Origin of the sequence: Janthinobacterium aestuarii (genome assembly GCF_046113285.1) — a bacterium.
Classification (GTDB): Bacteria; Pseudomonadota; Gammaproteobacteria; order Burkholderiales; family Burkholderiaceae_D; genus Janthinobacterium.
In genome coordinates, this window is the sequence record NZ_CP142524.1 from 3,264,418 (window position 1) to 3,283,448 (window position 19,031).

General features: G+C 62.9%; 11 protein-coding genes and 2 tRNA genes. 3 read left to right on the forward strand and 10 right to left on the reverse strand.

What is annotated here, in order from left to right; genetic code table 11:
• Positions 1-11 precede the first annotated feature (11 nt).
• Positions 12-2,438, reverse strand: a complete 2,427-nt coding sequence (locus OX462_RS14745) for a membrane-bound PQQ-dependent dehydrogenase, glucose/quinate/shikimate family (protein ID WP_409026407.1) — start codon at positions 2,436-2,438, stop codon at positions 12-14.
• Positions 2,439-2,737: 299 nt separating this feature from the next.
• Positions 2,738-3,784: an NAD(P)-dependent alcohol dehydrogenase gene (locus OX462_RS14750; protein WP_409026408.1), complete on the reverse strand. Its 1,047-nt coding sequence runs from the start codon at positions 3,782-3,784 to the stop codon at positions 2,738-2,740.
• Between the two features lie 178 nt (positions 3,785-3,962).
• Here OX462_RS14750 and OX462_RS14755 point away from each other — a divergent pair, with 178 nt between their 5' ends.
• On the forward strand, positions 3,963-4,922 hold the full coding sequence (locus OX462_RS14755; RefSeq protein WP_409026409.1) for an AraC family transcriptional regulator: 960 nt from the start codon (positions 3,963-3,965) through the stop codon (positions 4,920-4,922).
• Here the strand turns inward: OX462_RS14755 and OX462_RS14760 are convergent.
• Complete coding sequence (locus OX462_RS14760) at positions 4,904-8,476, reverse strand: hydantoinase B/oxoprolinase family protein (protein WP_409026410.1); 3,573 nt, start codon at positions 8,474-8,476, stop codon at positions 4,904-4,906. The two genes, OX462_RS14755 and OX462_RS14760, sit on opposite strands and share 19 nt — an antisense overlap.
• Positions 8,477-8,606: 130 nt before the next feature.
• Here OX462_RS14760 and OX462_RS14765 point away from each other — a divergent pair, with 130 nt between their 5' ends.
• Positions 8,607-10,160, forward strand: coding sequence for an NAD(P)H-hydrate dehydratase (locus tag OX462_RS14765; protein ID WP_409026411.1), 1,554 nt, complete (start codon positions 8,607-8,609; stop codon positions 10,158-10,160).
• A 110-nt stretch (positions 10,161-10,270) separates the two neighbouring features.
• Here the strand turns inward: OX462_RS14765 and OX462_RS14770 are convergent, their stop codons facing one another.
• Complete coding sequence (locus tag OX462_RS14770; RefSeq protein WP_409026412.1) at positions 10,271-11,032, reverse strand: ABC transporter ATP-binding protein; 762 nt, start codon at positions 11,030-11,032, stop codon at positions 10,271-10,273.
• Between OX462_RS14770 and OX462_RS14775 the strand changes: the two genes are divergently transcribed.
• The gene (locus tag OX462_RS14775; protein ID WP_409026413.1) at positions 11,031-11,720 is read left to right on the forward strand and encodes an arylesterase; all 690 of its coding nucleotides are present in this window, start codon (positions 11,031-11,033) and stop codon (positions 11,718-11,720) included. The genes OX462_RS14770 and OX462_RS14775 overlap by 2 nt on opposite strands.
• 167 nt (positions 11,721-11,887) lie before the next feature.
• On the opposite strand, the gene OX462_RS14780 is transcribed toward OX462_RS14775, so the two are convergent.
• From OX462_RS14780 to clpX, 6 genes are all read right to left on the reverse strand, one after another.
• Positions 11,888-13,810, reverse strand: a complete 1,923-nt coding sequence (locus tag OX462_RS14780; protein ID WP_409026414.1) for a SurA N-terminal domain-containing protein — start codon at positions 13,808-13,810, stop codon at positions 11,888-11,890.
• A 410-nt stretch (positions 13,811-14,220) separates the two neighbouring features.
• A tRNA-Asp gene (locus OX462_RS14785) sits at positions 14,221-14,297 on the reverse strand.
• Positions 14,298-14,314: 17 nt separating this feature from the next.
• Positions 14,315-14,391, reverse strand: a tRNA-Asp gene (locus OX462_RS14790).
• Between the two features lie 125 nt (positions 14,392-14,516).
• Entirely contained in the window at positions 14,517-14,789 is a 273-nt protein-coding gene (locus OX462_RS14795) for a non-specific DNA-binding protein Hbs (RefSeq protein ID WP_010398442.1), read from the reverse strand.
• Positions 14,790-14,993: 204 nt separating this feature from the next.
• Positions 14,994-17,405, reverse strand: coding sequence for an endopeptidase La (gene lon, locus OX462_RS14800; protein ID WP_034751007.1), 2,412 nt, complete (start codon positions 17,403-17,405; stop codon positions 14,994-14,996).
• Between the two features lie 276 nt (positions 17,406-17,681).
• On the reverse strand, positions 17,682-18,950 hold the full coding sequence (clpX, locus tag OX462_RS14805; RefSeq protein WP_010398446.1) for an ATP-dependent Clp protease ATP-binding subunit ClpX: 1,269 nt from the start codon (positions 18,948-18,950) through the stop codon (positions 17,682-17,684).
• Positions 18,951-19,031: the final 81 nt, after the last annotated feature.

The following is a 19,031-nucleotide window of genomic DNA, read 5'->3' on the forward strand; positions in this document are numbered from 1 at the left end:
GAAGCAAACTCTTACTGTGTCTTGGGAAGCGCGTATGCTATCACGTAATCCCCCCGGTCCGGGCTCTGGCGGGCACCGCCCGCGACCACCACGACGTACTGGCGGCCCGACGTGGGCGACACATACGTCATCGGCGTGCCTTGCGAACCGACGGGCATGCGCGCCTTCCACACTTCACGGCCGGTGGCGATATCCATGGCGCGCAAATAGTAATCCTGCGTGCCCGCATAAAACACCAGGCCGGACGCCGTACTGACGCCGCCGCCCAGGGTCGGCATGCCCAGCGGGATGGGCAGGCTTGCGCGCACGCCGTGGATGACGGCATCGCGCACCGTGCCGGCCGGGCGCTCCCACACTTTCGTGCGCGTTTTCAGGTCGATGGCGGCAAACACGCCCCAGGGCGGGCTTTGGCACGGTATGCCCAGCGGCGAATTGAAGGCCTTGTGATCGATGACGAACGGCGTGCCATCCATCGGATAGGTACTGCCCACGCCGTGGCCAGCCGTCAGCTTGGCCACGTCCACCGTTTCGCGCGGCACCAGCCTGACCACCTGCGGCATGCGGATATCGTTGACGAACATATAGCCGTTTCTTTCATCGACGGCCGCGCCACCCCAGTTGAAGCCGCCGTAGTAGCCTGGATAAATCAAGGTCTCTTGCGTGCTTGGCGCCGTGAACTCCCCTTTGTAATTGAGCTTGCGGAAGCTGATGCGGCAAGCCAGCTGGTCGAAGAAGGTGGCACCCCACATGTCGCGTTCCGTCAGCGTTTCCGCGCCGAGGGCCGGCATGCCGGTCGAATATGGCTGCGTTTTGGATACCCAGTCGCCGGCCGCATGCTCTTGCGGCACGGGCTTTTCCACCACGTCCGCAATCGGCTTGCCCGTGCGGCGGTCCAGCATGAAGATCTGGCCCCGTTTGGTCAGCTGCACCAGCGCGGGTATTTTTCCACCCTTGCCGTCCGGGACGTCGTACAGGGCGGGCTGCGCGGCCACGTCGTAATCCCAGATATCGTGGTGAACGGTTTGATACGTCCAGCGCTCGCGGCCCGTGGCCATGTCGAGGGCGACGATGGCCGACGAATACTTCTCTGTCAGCGGCGGACGCTTGCCGCCCCAGAAGTCCGGCTGCTCGTTCCCCGTCGGCAGGTAGACCAGGCCCAGCGCATCATCGAACGCGGGCGCCGACCACATGTTCGGCGTGCTGCGCGTGTAGGTCTGCCCTTCCGGCGGCAGCTTCGTGATGGCCGGATTACCGAGGTCCCAGGCCCACACCAGCTCCCCCGTGTCGGCGCTGTAGGCGCGCACGACGCCCGACGGTTCATCGGTCGAGCGGCCGTCGAAGACCCAGCCGCCGAGGATGATCAGGTTGCGCGCCACGGTGGGTGCGGACGTATAGGCGTAGTACGGCACGTTCATCTTGACCTTGCCCAGGCCGACCGTCAGGTCGACGGAGCCCTTGTCGCCAAAACCCTCGCACTGCTTGCCCGTCTGCGCGTCGATTTCGATCAGGCGCGCATCCATGGTCACCTGCACGATACGCTTCGCGCACGCGCCCGCCACCGGCGCACTGGCCGCCTGCATGCCCTCGAACTGGAACGGCTTTGTCACTTTCGCCGGCTCGTAGTAGCCGACGCCGCGGCAGCGGTTCCACGTCTTCGTGTTGGCCGGCTTCGGATCGAAGGTCCAGCGTTCCTTGCCCGTGTCCGCGTCGAGCGCGATGACCTTGCTCGTCGGCGTGCACGTATAAATGGTGTCGCCGATCTGCAGCGGCGTGTTTTGCGATTCGGATGCCCCTTCGGCCAGCTCGCCCGAGCGGTAGGTCCACGCCACTTGCAGCTGCTCGACGTTGGCCTTGCCGATCTGCGTGTACGGCGCAAAGCGTGTGCCCGACGGTCCATAGCCGTAATGCGCCCAGTTGGCGCTGCCGTCATTGATGGCCGCCACCGCATCCTGCTGCGGCTGCGCCGTGGCCTCCGTCACGCCATGCGGCTTGAACATCGAGGCGAAACCGGCCGCCAGCACGACGGCAAACAGCGCCGCGAAACCGCGCGACTGGCCACCGTGAGCACGCCCGGCCAGCCACGGATGCAGCAAGGCGGCCACCAGGCCGATGACGAGGAACGGCGCCAGGCGCGGCACCATCGGCCAGAAGGCAAAGCCGATTTCCCACACGGCCCAGCTCAGTGTCGCGACGAGCAACGCGGCGATGACGGCACTGGCCAGCGGTTTGCGGCGCAGATACAGCACGCCGGCGAGAATGAGGCCCAGGCCGGCCGGCAGGTAATACCAGGAACCGCCAAGGGTGATGAGTTCGATGCCGCCCGCCGCCAGGGCCAGGCCGGAAAAACCAAGAAAGATACCGAAAGCCGTCAGGGCAAGCCGCTTGCCCCTGAAGACCGCCGGGATCGCCGGCGCGCCTTTATTTACTGAAGTGTCCATTTTTTATCCATGACGCCTCCCCTGCCCAGGCAAGCACGCCGGGGATGGCTGGTTTTTTAAATCTACGTAGTGAAACTGTACTGTACGGTTTCATTTTATGCCGATTTTTGACGCAAGGAAAGAAAAATTGACATTGGTGCTTGATTTTGGGCGGGGATGGGGAACTGGCAGGGTTGTCGGATTACGCGCCTAGGCGCTAATCCGACCTACCGCACTAATCAGACGAACCGGACCGCTGGACATGCGTAGGTTGGATTAGCGCAAAGCGCGTAATCCAACAAACACGGGGGCGCCGGGTGTTACAGGGATGCCATGTCGATCACAAAACGATACCTGACGTCGCTCTTGACCACGCGCTCAAACGCCTCATTGATATCCTGGATGCGGATGATCTCGATGTCGGACACGATATTGTGCTTGCCGCAGAAATCGAGCATTTCCTGGGTTTCCTTGATCGAACCGATCATGGAGCCGGACAGGCTGCGGCGCGCGCCCACCAGGCCGAAGGCGTTCACGGGCGGCACGGCGCCATCCGGGATGCCGACGATGACCATGTTGCCATCGACTTTCAGCAGGTTGATGTACTGGTTCCAGTCGATGGCCGCGCCCACCGTGCAAATGATCAGATCGAAGGTGCCGGCCAGCTTGCTGAACGTTTCCGCGTCGTTGGTGGCGTAGTAATGGTCGGCGCCCAGGCGCAGGCCGTCTTCGCGCTTCGACAGGGTCTGGCTCAGCACCGTCACTTCGGCGCCCATGGCGTGGGCGATCTTGACGCCCATGTGGCCAAGGCCGCCCATGCCCAGGATGGCGACCTGCTTGCCGGGGCCGGCCTTCCAGTGGTTCAGCGGCGAGTACAGGGTGATGCCGGCGCACAGCAGCGGCGCGGCCGCGTCCAGCGGCAGGTTGTCGGGAATCGACAGCACATAGCCTTCCTTGACGACGATGCTGTCCGAGTAGCCGCCCTGCGTGGCCGTCTTGCCGTCCGCTTCCAGGCCGTTGTAGGTCTGGATCAGGCCCGGCATGTACTGCTCCAGATCCACGTTGCGCGTTTTGCAGGTGGTGCAGGAATCGACGAAGCAGCCCACGCCCACGTGGTCGCCCACATTGAACTTGCTCACATTGGCGCCGACGGCCGTGACGACGCCCGCGATTTCATGGCCGGGCACCATGGGGAAGGCGGCACCGCCCCATTCGTCGCGCGCCTGGTGGATGTCGGAATGGCATACGCCGCAGTATTTGATCGAGATGGCCACGTCGTCTGCGCGCGGGGCGCGGCGCTCGAACGTGAACGGTTGCAGTGCGGAAGTCGGGCCCAGTGCGGCGTAGCCTTTGGCGATGGTGGTCATGAAAACTCCTGTATCTGTAATGTGTGGCGAGGGGTGACGCGTGCCGTGCATGCGATTGCACAAGTGTGCCCCAGATGCCGCGCCGCCGTTACCGCGATCCTGCAAGACCTTTGCACGATCCTCCAAATCTGCGTAAGATCAGCCCCTGCCCTCCCTCGCCTCACGCATACTGACCTCCATGCCCACGCCACTTACTCCGCAAGATGAAATCGCCGCCCTGATCATCCGCCACGCGCCGCGCACGGGCGACTTCACGACGGCCATCGGCAACCTCACCTTCCACCGCCAGTCGTCCGTCACGGAATCGCTGTTCCATGCGGCGCGTCCCAGCGTGGCCATCATCGCGCAAGGCGCGAAGGACGTCACCCTGGGCAGCGAAACCTTCCACTACAGCCGCATGCAGTATCTGCTGACGTCCGTCGACCTGCCGGTGCAGGTGCGCGTGGTGGAGGCGAGCGTGGAGCAGCCGCACCTGTGCGTGGTGCTGGGCATCGACATCGCCGACGTGGCCGCGCTGCTCGACAGCGAAAGCGCCAGCGGCGCAGCCGGCGCGGCGCAGCAGAAAATCCTGCCCGCCACGCGCGGCATTTCCGTCAGCGACGTGTCGGCCGAACTGCTCGACGCCATGCTGCGCCTCGTGCGCCTGCTCGACAAGCCGGAGGAAATCGCCACGCTGGCGCCCTTGATCCGCCGCGAGCTGACCTACCGCCTGCTCAATGGTCCCGTCGGCGCGCGCCTGCGCCACATGGCGCTGGCCAGCAGCCAGTCGCACCAGGTGGCGCAAGCCATCGACTGGATCAAGCACCACTACGCGCATCCGCTGCGCATCGAGCACCTGGCCGGCATGGCGAACATGAGCATGTCCTCGCTGCACCACCACTTCAAGGCCATTACGGCCATGACGCCGATGCAGTACCAGAAGCTGCTGCGCCTGCAGGAGGCGCGGCGTTTGATGCTGGTCGAGCAGATCGACGCGGGCACGGCCGGCTACCGCGTCGGCTACGCCAGCGAATCGCAGTTCAGCCGCGAATACAGCCGCCAGTTCGGCCGCGCACCCATGCGCGACGTGGGTCAGGTGCGCGCGCAGCTGAGCGGAGCCAGTGCCAGCGCTGACCTGGCCTATTCCGTCTTGCCGTAACCGCCGCCGCCCGGCGTCTCGATGACGAACACGTCGCCGGGGCACATATCGGTCTTGCCGATGTGCGCGAGCTGCTCCACCGTGCCATCCGCGCGCTCGACGTAGTTGCGCCCCAGCGCGCCTGGCGCGCCGCCGTCCATGCCGAACGGCGGAAAAATGCGGTTGTTCGACAGGATGGCCGCCGTCATGGGTTCCAGAAAGCGCACGCGGCGCACGCCGCCATTGCCGCCCTGCCAGCGCCCCGCGCCGCCGGAACCGGCACGGATGCCGTAGCTGTCGAGGCGCACGGGGAAGCGCCACTCGAGGATTTCCGGGTCCGTCAGGCGCGAATTGGTCATGTTGGTCTGCACCACGTCCGTGCCGTCGAAACCGGGACCGGCGCCCGAGCCGCCCGATATCGTCTCGTAATACTGATATTTCTCGCTGCCGAACGTGAAATTGTTCATCGTGCCCTGCGAGGCGGCCATGGCGCCCAGCGCGCCGTACAGGGCGTTGGTGATGCAGGTCGAGGTTTCCACGTTGCCCGACACAACGGAGGCCGGATACTGCGGATTGAGCATGGAGCCGGACGGAATGATCACGGTCAATGGCTTCAGGCAGCCCGCATTCAGGGGAATCTCGTCGTCGACCAGGGTGCGGAACACGTACAGCACGGCCGCCATGCAGACGGCGGACGGCGCATTGAAATTGTTCGGCAGCTGGCCGGACGTCCCCGTAAAGTCGAGGACGGCGCTGCGCTGCGCCACGTCCACCTTGATCGCCACCTCGATGCGCGCGCCGTTATCCAGGTCCAGCGCGTAGCTGCCATCCTTCAAAGTGGTGATGACCCGGCGCACGGCTTCCTCGGCATTGTCCTGCACGTGGCCCATGTAGGCTTGCACGACAGGCAAGCCGAAATGCGCGACCATGTTATGCAGTTCGTCGGCCCCCTTCTGGTTGGCCGCCACCTGGGCGCGCAGGTCGGCCAAATTCTGCTGCGGGTTGCGCGCCGGCCAGCTGGCGCCCGCCAGCAGGGCCAGGGTTTCCGCTTCGCGCAGCAAACCGGTGGCGCCGTCGACCAGCTTGAAATTGTCGATCAACACGCCCTCTTCCTCGATGCGCGTGGAATCGGGCGGCATGGAGCCGGGCGTGGTGCCGCCGATATCGGCATGGTGGCCGCGCGAACCGACATAGAACAGGATGGCGTCGCCCGCTTCGTCAAACACGGGGGAAATGACCGTCACGTCGGGCAGATGCGTACCGCCGTGGTACGGGTCGTTCAGCATGAAGACGTCGCCGGGCCGCATGGCGCCCGCATTGCGCGTCATGACGGTGCGGATGCTCTCGCCCATGGAACCGAGGTGCACGGGCATGTGCGGCGCGTTGGCGATCAGGTGGCCTTGGGCGTCGAAGATGGCGCAGCTGAAATCGAGCCGTTCCTTGATGTTGACGGAATGGGCCGTGTTCTGCAGGCGCAGGCCCATCTGCTCGGCGATCGACATGAACAGATTATTGAAAATTTCCAGCATCACGGGGTCGGCATTCGTCCCGATGGCGACACGCTCCGGCACCGCGACGACTCTGCGCAAGATCAAATGGCCGTGCGCCGTCACGTCCGCGCGCCAGCCCGGCTCGATGACGGTGGTGGCATTGGCGTCGCTGACGATGGCCGGGCCGTCAATAGTATCGCCGGGCCGCAGGCTGTCCGCCCCATACAGGCTGCTGTCGCGCCACGCGCCGGCGCAGTACATGGCCACCGTCTGCACGGGCGCCAGCGCGCCTTCACGGGGCGCATACGCGGGCGCGGCCGGTTCCGGCGCATCGGACGCGCCGATGGCTTCCACGGAAATGGCTTCGACGATCAGGGCGCGCGCCGGCATCAAAAAGGAAAAGCGTTTTTTGTATGCAGTTTCGAATTGCGCCTGCATGCCGGCGGCCGTGTCGAACAGCACGACGAGGGACGTATCCGTGCCTTCGTAGCGCAGGTGCACGCGATGCACGAGCGCGATGCGCTCCCCGTCCACGCCCTGGCGCAGCAAATCGTCCCGCGCCTGCGCGCCCAAGGTCTCGAAATGGCGCGCCAGGTCCACGCCCAAGGCCGCCTCGATGGCCCGTTCGCGCATGGCGCTCTGGTCGGCCAGGCCCATGCCGTAGGCCGACATCACGCCCGCCAGGCTGTGGATGAAGACCGTGCGCATGCCCAGCGCGTCGGCCACGAGGCAGGCATGCTGGCCGCCCGCGCCGCCAAAGCTGGTGAGCGTATAGTCGGTGACGTCGTGACCGCGCTGCACGGAAATCTGCTTGATGGCGTTGGCCATATTGCCCACGGCGATGGCAATATAACCTTCGGCCACCTGTTCCGGCGTCGAGTCCACCGTGCGCGCCAGCGCTTCGAACTGGGCGCGCACGGTGGCCGCGTCCAGCGCTTCGTTCGCGTCGGGGCCGAAGACACGGGGGAAGAAGGCGGGCTGCAGCTTGCCCAGCATGACGTTGCAGTCGGTGACGGCCAGCGGGCCGCCGCGCCGGTAGCTGGCGGGGCCGGGATTGGCGCCCGCGCTGTCCGGCCCCACCTTGTAGCGGGCGCCGTCGAAATGCAGGATGGAGCCGCCGCCCGCCGCCACCGTGTGGATGCTCATCATGGGGGCGCGCATGCGCACGCCGGCGATCTGCGTCTCGAACACGCGCTCGAACTCGCCCGCGTAATGCGACACGTCCGTCGAGGTGCCGCCCATGTCGAAGCCGATGACTTTATCGAAGCCGGCCAGCGCGCTGGCGCGCACCATGCCGACGATGCCGCCGGCGGGGCCGGACAAAATGCTGTCCTTGCCCTGGAAGGCGCGCGCATCCGTCAAACCGCCGTTCGACTGCATGAATTGCAGGTGCACGCCGGGCAGCTCCATCGCCAGCTGGTCGACATAGCGGCGCAGGATCGGCGACAGGTAGGCGTCGACCACCGTGGTGTCGCCGCGCGCCACCAGTTTCATCATGGGGCTGACCTCGTGCGACACGGACACCTGCGTAAAACCGGCATCGCGCGCCAGCTGCGCCAGCCGCGCCTCGTGCGCATGGTAGCGGTAGCCGTGCATCAGCACGATGGCGATGGCGCGCACGCCACGCGCATGCGCGTGTGCCAGCGCCGTACGCGCGGACGACTCGTCGAGCGGCGTCACCACCTCGCCATGGGCGCCCAGGCGTTCATCGATCTCGATCACGTCGCCGTACAGCAGTTCCGGCAGGATGATCTGGCGCGCGAACAGCTGCGGACGGTTCTGGTAGGCGATGCGCAAGGCGTCGCGAAAACCGCGCGTGATGGCCAGCACGGTGGGCTCGCCCTTGCGTTCGAGCAGTGCATTGGTCGCCACCGTCGTGCCCATCTTGATGGCGCCCACCTGTTCCACGGGCAAGGGCGCGCCGGACGCAAGGCCCATCAGCTGGCGCATGCCGGCCAGCGCCGCGTCGCGGTACTGGCCCGGATTCTCCGACAGCAGTTTATGCGTGGCCAGGCTGCCGTCAGGACGGCGCGCCACGATGTCCGTAAAGGTGCCGCCCCGGTCGATCCAGAATTGCCAGTCCATCGTCCTGCCCCCGTGCTTATGTGAGATGGCTATTGTAGCCGCCAAACAGGGACGCGTTTCAGGCGTGCGCGCCTTGCCTTTCGCCCGCTTCGGCCTTATGTTGAAGGCATGCTGACTAACGGAACACCCCATGACCCCGATCGACTTTGCCGGTAGCACCCTTGCGCTGTACTCCATCGCCGAACTGCGCGCCATCGAACAAGCGGCCCTGCGCGACCTGCCGCAAGGGCTGCTGATGCAGCGCGCGGGCCAGGCCGCCGCCAGCGCCGCCCTGAAGCTGCTGCACGCCCAGGAGGATGGCGACGAGGCGGGCCACCGGCGCGTGCTGGTGCTGGCCGGCCCCGGCGACAATGGCGGCGACGCGCTGGAAGCGGCCGCGCACCTGGCCGCCAGTGGCACCGAGGTGCTGATATGGCTGGCGCCCGAAGCAGCGGCCACGTCGCCCGAACGCGAACAGGCCCTGAACCGCGCCCGCAACAGTGCCGCGCGCTTCATGGATGCGGCGACGTCCATGGCCTCGGCCGCCGTGGGCGCCGCGCCGTGGCACCTGGTCATCGATGGCCTGTTCGGCATCGGCGCGTCGCGCCCCCTGGAAGGCGAATGCCGCGACATGGCGCAGCTCGTCAACAATCTCGATTGCCCGGTGCTGGCCCTCGACGTGCCCAGCGGCCTGCATGCGGACACGGGCGCCATCGACGGCGTCGCCATCCGCGCCACGCACACGGTCACCTTCATCGGCGACAAGCCGGGCCTGCACACGGCGAATGGCCGCGACTACGCGGGCGAAGTGGAAGTGGCGGCGCTGGCCATCGACCCATCGCTGCTGCCCGAAGCCAGGGCCCAGCTGGGCGGCCTGCACCTGTTCGCGCGCCAGTTGCAGCCGCGCCGGCAAAATACGCACAAGGGCAGCTACGGCAGCGTGGCCGTCATCGGGGGCGCGCAAGGCATGGCCGGCGCGCCCATCCTGGCGGCCCGCACGGCCCTGCATGCGGGCGCGGGAAGAGTCTACATCGCCTTTCCCGACGCGCCGCCCGCCTTCGACAGCGGCCAGCCGGAGCTGATGTGCCGCCGCGCCCAGGACGTGGATTTCTCGGGCCTGCACTTTGCCGCGCTGGTGGCGGGTCCGGGCCTGGGCGACGATGCCGATACGGTGGAACTGCTGCAGCGCGCCATTGACAGCGACAGCCCGCTGCTGCTCGATGCCGATGCGCTGAACCTGATGGCGGCCGAGCCGGAGCTGCAATCGGCGCTGGCCGTGCGCACGGGCGCGGGCGCGACGATATTGACGCCGCATCCGCTGGAAGCGGCGCGCCTGCTCGACATGACGGTAGCCGAGGTGCAGGCCGACCGCCTGGGCGCGGCGCGCCAGCTGGCGGCGCAGCTGGGCGTGATCGTCGTATTGAAAGGGTCGGGCACGGTGATCGCCGCGCCCGATGGCCAGGTGGTCGTCAACAACACGGGCGGCCCCGCGCTGGCCACGGCCGGCACGGGCGACGTGCTGTCCGGCCTGTGCGGCAGCCTGCTGGCGCAAGGCTGGCCGGAATGGGAAGCGGCGCTCGGCGCCGTCTGGCTGCACGGGGCGGCGGCCGATGCGCTGGTGGCGGCAGGCAGCGGCCCCATCGGCTTGACGGCGGGGGAATTGATCCCGGCGATACGCAGCTTGATCAATGCCTTGTCGGCATAGGTAGGCGGTGCGGTGGTGTTGGATTACGCTGCGCTAATCCAACCTACGGCCCGGAAGTCGGGTAGGTCGGATTAGCGCGCAGCGCGTAATCCGACAATCACCACCAGCAATCACACCAGCCTGCCCGCCGCAATCGTGATGGTGCGGCCGCAACGGGCCGCAATTGAGCTGTCGTGCGTGACGAGCACCAGGGTTGAACCCCGTTCACGGTTCAACTCGAACATCAGCCGGATCACGGCCTCGCCCGTGGCGGCGTCCAGGCTGCCCGTGGGTTCATCGGCGAACAGCAGCGGCGGTTCCGTGACGAAGGCGCGGGCCAGCGCCACGCGCTGCTGCTCGCCGCCGGACAGGTATTTCGGATAGTGTTTCAGGCGGCTGCCCAGGTTGACTCTGCCCAGCATGGCTTGCGCCTTTTCCTTCGCATCGGGGTCGCCCCGCAATTCCAGCGGCAGCATGACGTTTTCCAGCGCCGTCAGGTGGGCCAGCAGCTGAAACGATTGGAACACGAAACCGAGCTTTTCCTTGCGGAAACCGGCGCGGCCATCTTCGTCGAGGGCGAAGATATCGGTACCGTCGAGTACCACCTTGCCGTCGCTGGGCGTGTCCAGCCCGGCCAGCAAGCCCAGCAAGGTGGACTTGCCGGACCCGGAGGCGCCGACGATGGCCAGCGTCTCCGCCGTTTGCACGGTAAAATCGACTTGATGCAGGATGGTCAGCTCACCATCGGCATCGGGTACGCGCTTGGCCAGCTGGACCACTTCGATGGCCGGCCGGGCATTTTGGCTGTTTTGACTGTTGAGTGCGGCAGGCCGCTGGGCCGCCGCGTCGGACGGGAGAAAACTGGTGGAAGTCGCTTTAGGGAATTCGGGCATGCTGATCTATCTTAAAAAATTTCGTGAACAAATAAGTGTCAAGGGCGGCAACCGCCTGCGGCGGCGCACGCTGTCCCTGCTTCCTGCGGCAGCCCTGCTCCTGGCCTCAGGCATGACGAACGCCTATTCTGCACCAAAAACGCTGCTGGTGCTCGGCGATAGTCTCTCGGCCGAGTATGGGCTGGCACGCGGTACTGGCTGGGTGGCGCTGCTGGAACAGCGGCTGCAAGCGCAAAAGAACGACACGCGCATCGTCAACGCCAGCATCAGCGGCGAGACCACCAGCGGCGGCCGCGCCCGCCTGCCCTCGCTGCTGGCCAAGCACCAGCCCGACGTCGTGCTGATCGAACTGGGCGCCAACGACGGCTTGCGCGGCTTGCCCGTGGCGGCCGCCGAAGCGAACCTGCGCGCCATGGGCGAGGCGGCAAAAAAATCGGGCGCGCAGGTGGTGCTGGTGGGTATGCGCATGCCGCCCAACTATGGCCGCGCTTACGGCGAGCAGTTTTATGGCGTGTACGGCAAGCTGGCCAAGGAATGGAAGGCGCCGCTCGTGCCCTTCATGTTCGAGGGCATCGCCGACCAGCCGCAGCTGTTCCAGGCCGACCGCATGCACCCGAATGCCAAGGCGCATCCGACCATTTTGAAAAATATCTGGCCGCGGCTGGCGCCGTTGCTGGGGGCGAAGTAAGCCGGTTCATAAGCTCACTCAATTTTCACCCCGAAGGCCGAACTGCCGGGGTCGGACCCTGAGGGTCCGACCCCAGTCTTACGCCGGTGGGTTAAATAAAGTTCCCGACTCACAGACAAAAAAATAGCCGCTTGAGAGCGGCTATTTTTATGCGTGGAAACTAAATCTTACGGTGCCGGCGCTGGGGCCGCTGGCGCGGTGACCGGTTTGACGATCTTCACCTTGGCCTTGGCTTTCAGGTATTCGACGTAGTCGAACATTTCCTGTTGCGCCAGGATGCCGCTGATCTGGTCTTTCTCTTGCTGGCGGCGCGCCGCGTCCACTTGCGCCGGCTGCTGCACCTTGGCGATGCGGTAGATGCCGTAACCCAGGGCTGGCAAGTCCACGCCCACGTACGCTGGCAGCTTGCTCGTGTCCGCCTTCATGACTTGCGCGATGGCGGCGCGGTTGATACCGTCCAGCTTGCTGCGCGACACCCATTGCGCCGCGCCGAAACCGCTCGCATCACCCGAGGCTTTCAAGGCGGCGAGCTTGGTCTCGCCCGCTTTCTTGGCCAACTTTTCCGCTTCTTCCATGGTCACGCGCTGACGGATCATCGCTTCGACTTCGGCCAGCGGACGCTTCGAGGCGGGCTTGAATTCCACCACGCGGCCGGCGATCAGCACGTTCGGTGCGACGGTGACGGCTTCCGTGTTGCGCTTGTCTTTCAGCGAATCGTTCGAGAAGATGGCGGTGAGGAACTTGGCGTTGTTGAACGGCGCCTTGCCCAGTGCCGGCGACGGCGTGCGCGACAGGTTGGCGGCGGTTTCCACTTTCAGCTTCAGCTTGTCGGCCACCGGTTTCAGGCTGTCCGATTGCTCGTAGACCGTGTTGGTGAACGTTTCCGCCATTTCCGAGTATTTCTTGGCAGCAAATTGCTTGCGCAGGTCGGCCGTGATTTCGCCGCGTACTTCATCGAGCGCACGCACGTGCTGCGGCTTGAGCGAGGTGATCGTCAGGATGTGGTAGCCGAAATCGGAAGCGACGACGTCGCTGATTTCGCCTTGCTTGAGCTTGCTTACAGCGCTCAGCAGCGGTGCCGGCAAGCCATCCTTGCCGATCACGCCCAGATCGCCGCCCTGTTCGGCGGATGCCGGATCTTCCGACTTGGCTTTCGCCACGGCGGCGAAGCTGGCAGGCGCCTTGCGTACTTCCGCCAGGATCGCTTCGGCCTTGGCCTTGGCGGCGGCCTTGTCGGCGGCCGATGCGTCTTTCTTGACGGCGACCAGGATGTGGCTGGCCTGACGCGCCTCTGGCGTCGTGTAGGCTTTCTGGTTCTTCGCGTAGTAGGCAGTCACGTCAGCGTCGTTGACGTCGACTTGCTCGCCCGCAGCGCTGTCGTCGAGCACGACGTATTCGATCTTGGCTTGTTCCGGGATTTCGAAGAACTTGCTGTTCTTGTCATAGAAGGCCTTGATCATGGCGTCCGTCACTTTGACTTCCGGCACGTACTGGGCGATCGGCAACAGCAGTTCCTGCACTTCACGCTCTTCCGAGGTGATGTCGGACAGGCGCTTGGACACGGTGTTCGGGGCGAAGGCCGTGCCTTGCACGGCGCCGACTAGTTGCTGCAGGGCCAGGTCGCTGCGGCGGCGCGCATCGTATTGCTGTGGGGACATGCCTTGGGCGGCCAGCATGGCCTTGTAGCGTTCCAGGTCGAATTTACCGTCCGGCAAGGTCAAGCCTGGAATTTCCAGCACTTCCTTTTGCAGCACGGCATCGCTGATGACCAGGCGGCTACGGCCCACTTCGGCGGCCACGGCGCGCTCGGCGATCAGGTTGTCGAGGATGCTCTTGCGGGCTTCCGGCGTGTCAAACATTTTCTGGTCGAACTGCTCGCCCATCATCTGGCGGTAGCGGTCGATCTGCTGGCGTTGCGCTTCTTCATATTGCTGCTGCGTAACGACCTGGTCGCCGACCTTGGCGATGGTGTTCGCGCCATCGCCGAAGCTTTGGTAGCCGCTGATACCGACCAGTGCAAAAGACGGGACGATGACCAGCATCAGAAGAAACTGCATCAAGCGTCGATGGGTACGAATAAATTCAAACATGGTCAGCCAATTCGGGATGAGTGGATCACTATAAAAAAAGGCGAACATGCGTTCGCCTTGATTTCTTCGGCGGAATGGACGGGACAGATGTCCACTTCCCCTTTAGATTCAACAACTTGGCGCTGGAACTAAAGCAGGATTCTGACGCCCAAGCCATTATCTCCTGATTCTACAATGCCCATAGCGCTATAGCAAGGGTAAATCAGGGCGCGCGCCCTGCCCTGGCACCGCCTGAACGGCAAGGCGCCAGGGCAGGCATTAAACCGGGCGCAGCTTAAAGCGGATTTAAATCGAGGTGCGTTTTATTCAAAACGGCAGGAAGGGATTCTAAAAGACGTCGCACCGAGATAATCTGGCGCTGAAAAAGAAAAACCCGCGCTACTTATTCAGCAGCGCGGGCTTCTATATTCTGGCGGAGCGGACGGGACTCGAACCCGCGACCCCCGACGTGACAGGCCGGTATTCTAACCAACTGAACTACCACTCCTTAAGAGCGTATTTTTTTGGCGGAGCGGACGGGACTCGAACCCGCGACCTCCGACGTGACAGGCCGGCATTCTAACCAACTGAACTACCACTCCGAAAAATACACAGTACTGCTTGCATTTGCATTCAAGGCTGCAATTCGCAGAACGTCAACCTTGAAATCGCGGCACCCGAAGGCGCCGCCAAATGTTTCCGGTGATTGTCACCTCACCGAAGTCCGTTAGTTTACAGCATCCTTCAAAGCTTTACCAGCTTTAAATTTTGGAACTTTTGCTGCTTCGATCGTGATCGCTTCTTTGGTACGCGGATTGCGGCCGGTACGTTCAGCGCGTTCGCTGACCGAGAAAGTGCCAAAACCAACCAGCGTTACGCTGTCGTTGTTTTTCAAAGTTTCCGTCACGCCGCCGATAACAGCGTCGAGTGCGCGCGCAGCGGCGGCTTTGGAAATGTCAGCTTTTTCAGCAATGTGGTCGATCAATTCAGTCTTGTTCACTAGCATCCCCAATTACAAAGGTATAAAACGTTTACCGTATCGTTGCGGCACTTTTGGCACCACAGCTGTCCGGCGAAAAAAATGTGCAGGCGTATTAAACAAGCCACACTGTATATGTGTCAAGCGCTTTGGGGGCGCAATTCACGTTTCAATATAAAACAAGCGCTCTAAAAGCGCTTGTTTGGGGAAAACAGGGGTAAAACGTTAGTGTTTTACTACCTCGCCGGCCGCGTCAGGCTTGGCCGCGGCGGCCGTGACAGCCTCCACCGCAGCGACGTCCGCCAACGCTTCAGGCATGCGTTCGAGGGCGATTTCCAGCACTTTGTCGATCCAGCGCACCGGTACGATCTCCAGCTTGTTCTTGACGTTGTCCGGAATGTCGGCCAGGTCTTTCACGTTTTGCTCTGGAATCAGGACCGTCTTGATGCCGCCGCGATGGGCTGCCAGCAGCTTTTCCTTCAGGCCGCCGATCGGCAATACTTCGCCGCGCAAGGTGATCTCGCCCGTCATCGCCACGTCGGCGCGCACGGGAATGCCCGTGAAGACCGACACCATCGCCACCGTCATGGCCGCGCCAGCCGAAGGACCATCCTTCGGTGTCGCGCCTTCCGGCACGTGGATGTGGATGTCGCTCTTTTCGAACACGTCCGCCTTGATGCCCAGGCGCTGTGCCCGGCTGCGCACCACCGTGCGGGCTGCCTCGATCGACTCTTTCATGACGTCGCCCAGGGTCCCCGTGCGGATGATGCCGCCCTTGCCCGGCATCGACACGGCTTCGATGGTCAGCAGATCGCCGCCCACTTCCGTCCATGCCAGACCGACCACCTGGCCCACCTGGTTTTCTTTCTCTGCGACACCGAAATCATAGCGGCGCACGCCGAGGAACTTGTCCAGGTTCTTCGAGTTGACGATGACTTTCTTGTCGGATTTCTTCAGCAGCAGCATCTTGACCACCTTGCGGCAGATCTTCGACACTTCACGCTCGAGCGAACGCACACCGGCTTCCCGCGTGTAGTAGCGGATGATGTCGCGCAGGGCCGACTCGGCCACCGAGATTTCCTCTTCCTTCAAGCCATTGTTCTTGATCTGCTTCGGCAGCAGGTAACGCTGCGCGATGCTGGTCTTTTCATCTTCCGTGTAACCGGACAGACGGATCACTTCCATGCGGTCAAGCAAGGCTGGCGGAATGTTGTACGAGTTCGACGTGGCCACGAACATCACGTCGGAGAGGTCGAAATCGACTTCGATGTAATGATCGGAGAACGTGTGGTTCTGTTCCGGGTCCAACACTTCCAGCAGGGCCGACGAAGGATCGCCACGGAAATCGGCGCCCATCTTGTCGACTTCATCGAGCAGGAACAAAGGATTGCGCACGCCGACTTTCGACAGCGATTGCAGGATCTTGCCCGGCATCGAGCCGATGTAGGTGCGGCGATGGCCGCGGATCTCGGCTTCGTCGCGCACGCCGCCCAGGGCCATGCGCACGAACTTGCGGTTCGTCGCGCGGGCGATGGACTGGCCCAGCGAGGTCTTGCCCACGCCCGGAGGACCGACGAAGCACAGGATAGGCGCTTTGAGCTTGTCGACGCGCTGTTGCACCGCGAGGTATTCCAGGATGCGTTCCTTGACCTTGTCGAGGCCGTAATGGTCGCCTTCGAGCACTTTTTCCGCATTCGACAGGTCGTTATTGACCTTGGATTTCTTTTTCCAAGGCAAGTTGACGAGGGTGTCGATGTAGTTGCGCACAACGGTGGCTTCGGCCGACATCGGCGACATCAGCTTGAGCTTTTTCAACTCGTTGGTGGCCTTGTCGAGCGCTTCCTTCGGCATCTTGGCCGAAGCGACTTTTTTCTCCAGCTCGTCGAGGTCGGCGCCATCTTCGCCCTCGCCCAGTTCTTTCTGGATCGCCTTGACCTGCTCGTTCAGATAGTACTCGCGCTGCGACTTTTCCATCTGGCGCTTGACTCTGCCGCGGATGCGTTTTTCCACCTGCAGGATGTCGAGCTCGCCTTCGAGCTGGCCCAGCAGGTGCTCGAGGCGCTTGGCCACGCTGAAAATTTCCAGGATGACTTGTTTTTGCTCCAGTTTCAGGGGCAGATGCGCGGCCACCGTGTCGGCCAGACGGCCGGCATCGTCGATGCCCGACAAGGATGCCAGGATTTCCGGCGGGATCTTTTTGTTCAGTTTGACGTACTGGTCGAACTGCTGCACGATCGCGCGGCGCATGGCTTCGACTTCCGACTCGTCGCCAGGCTCGGACTCGAGCGGCGTCAGGTCGGCGATGAAGTGCGTCGGCGCATCGCTGATGTGGTTGATACGGGCACGCTGCGCGCCTTCGACCAGCACCTTGACGGTGCCATCGGGCAGCTTCAGCATTTGCAGAATATTGGCAACACAGCCAATTTCATAGATATCCGAAGGAGACGGCTCGTCCTTCGCGGCTGCTTTTTGAGCGGCAAGCATGATGCTCTTGCCCTGCTCCATCGCAGCTTCCAGCGCCTTGATCGACTTTGGACGGCCAACGAACAGCGGTATCACCATATGCGGGAAAACGACGACATCCCGCAACGGCAATAACGGCAGTTGAGTTTGCTCAGTTAATTTGGAAGTTGTCATGGCGTACCTTATAGAAAGCGTGTTTACGATGTTGGCGCTCGCTGCCAAAACACAAGACCGGCGAGAATAAATAATTCTGTGAAACAAACATTTTTCTGTCTATTTCGCAAAACACACCCGCATGACGGTAATAAATGCAGTTTTCACAGTAAAAAAGCCACGCGCAGCTAAGCGCCGCGAGTGGCTTTCCGATTGAAGCCTGCACTCATTGATTTAAATTGTACTGCCATGCATTAAGGAATCAAAATCCTTTTTATGCATTTGTCTCGGCAGTAATCAATTTTCTCCGGAGGCCTTGGCAGTCTCTTGATAAATCAACAAAGGTTTGGCGCCACTGGTGATGGTATTTTCGTCGATGACGACCTTCACCACATTTTGTTCGCTCGGCAGTTCGTACATGACGTCCAGCAAAGCATGTTCCAGGATGGAACGCAGGCCACGGGCGCCGGTCTTGCGCGCCAGCGCCTTCTTGGCGATCGCATGCAGGGCGGCCGGACGAATCTCCAGTTCCGCGCCTTCCATCTCGAGCAGCTTCGAATACTGCTTGATCAGCGCATTCTTCGGCTCGACGAGGATCTGGATCAGCGCCTCCTCCGTCAATTCCGCCAGGGTGGCGATGACGGGCAGACGGCCGACCAGTTCCGGGATCAGGCCGAACTTGACCAGATCTTCCGGCTCCGCTTGCAACATCAGTTCGCTGGCCGAGCTTTGCGACTTGCTGCGCACCGTGGCCGAGAAGCCGATGCCGCTCTTTTCGGAACGGTTGGCGATCACTTTCGACAGGCCGTCAAAGGCGCCGCCGCAGATGAACATGATGTTGGTCGTGTCGATCTGCACGAAATCCTGGTTCGGATGCTTGCGGCCGCCTTGTGGCGGCACGGAAGCCATCGTGCCTTCGATGAGTTTCAACAAGGCTTGCTGCACGCCCTCGCCCGACACGTCGCGCGTGATGGACGGATTGTCGGACTTGCGCGAAATCTTGTCGATTTCATCGATGTAGACGATGCCGCGCTGGGCTTTCTCGACGTCATAGTTGCAGCTTTGCAGCAGCTTCTGGATGATGTTTTCCACGTCCTCGCCCACGTAACCGGCTTCGGTCAGCGTGGTGGCGTCGGCGATCACGAACGGCACGTTGAGCATGCGCGCCAGGGTCTGTGCCAGCAGGGTCTTGCCCGAGCCGGTAGGACCGACCAGCAAGATGTTGCTCTTGGCCAGTTCGATGTCGTCTTTCTTGCCCAGGTGCTTGAGGCGCTTGTAATGGTTGTACACCGCCACCGACAGGATGCGCTTGGCAGTCTGCTGGCCGATCACGTACTGATCGAGCAAGGCGGCAATTTCTTGCGGCGTCGGCAGGTCGGATTTGGTACCGGTCACCGTCTCGATGCTCGACGTTTCATCACGGATGATGTCGTTGCACAGGTCGATGCACTCGTCGCAAATGAATACGGACGGGCCGGCGATGAGTTTCTTCACCTCGTGCTGGCTTTTGCCGCAGAACGAGCAATACAGTAATTTTTCGCCGCTAGAGGATTTTTTGTCTGACATAAGGCATTTTGGTTGGAACTGCATTAACAATATTGCAAAATCGCAAGCCGGAGTGCGGTAGTTGCCGGAAAGGCAGCTACC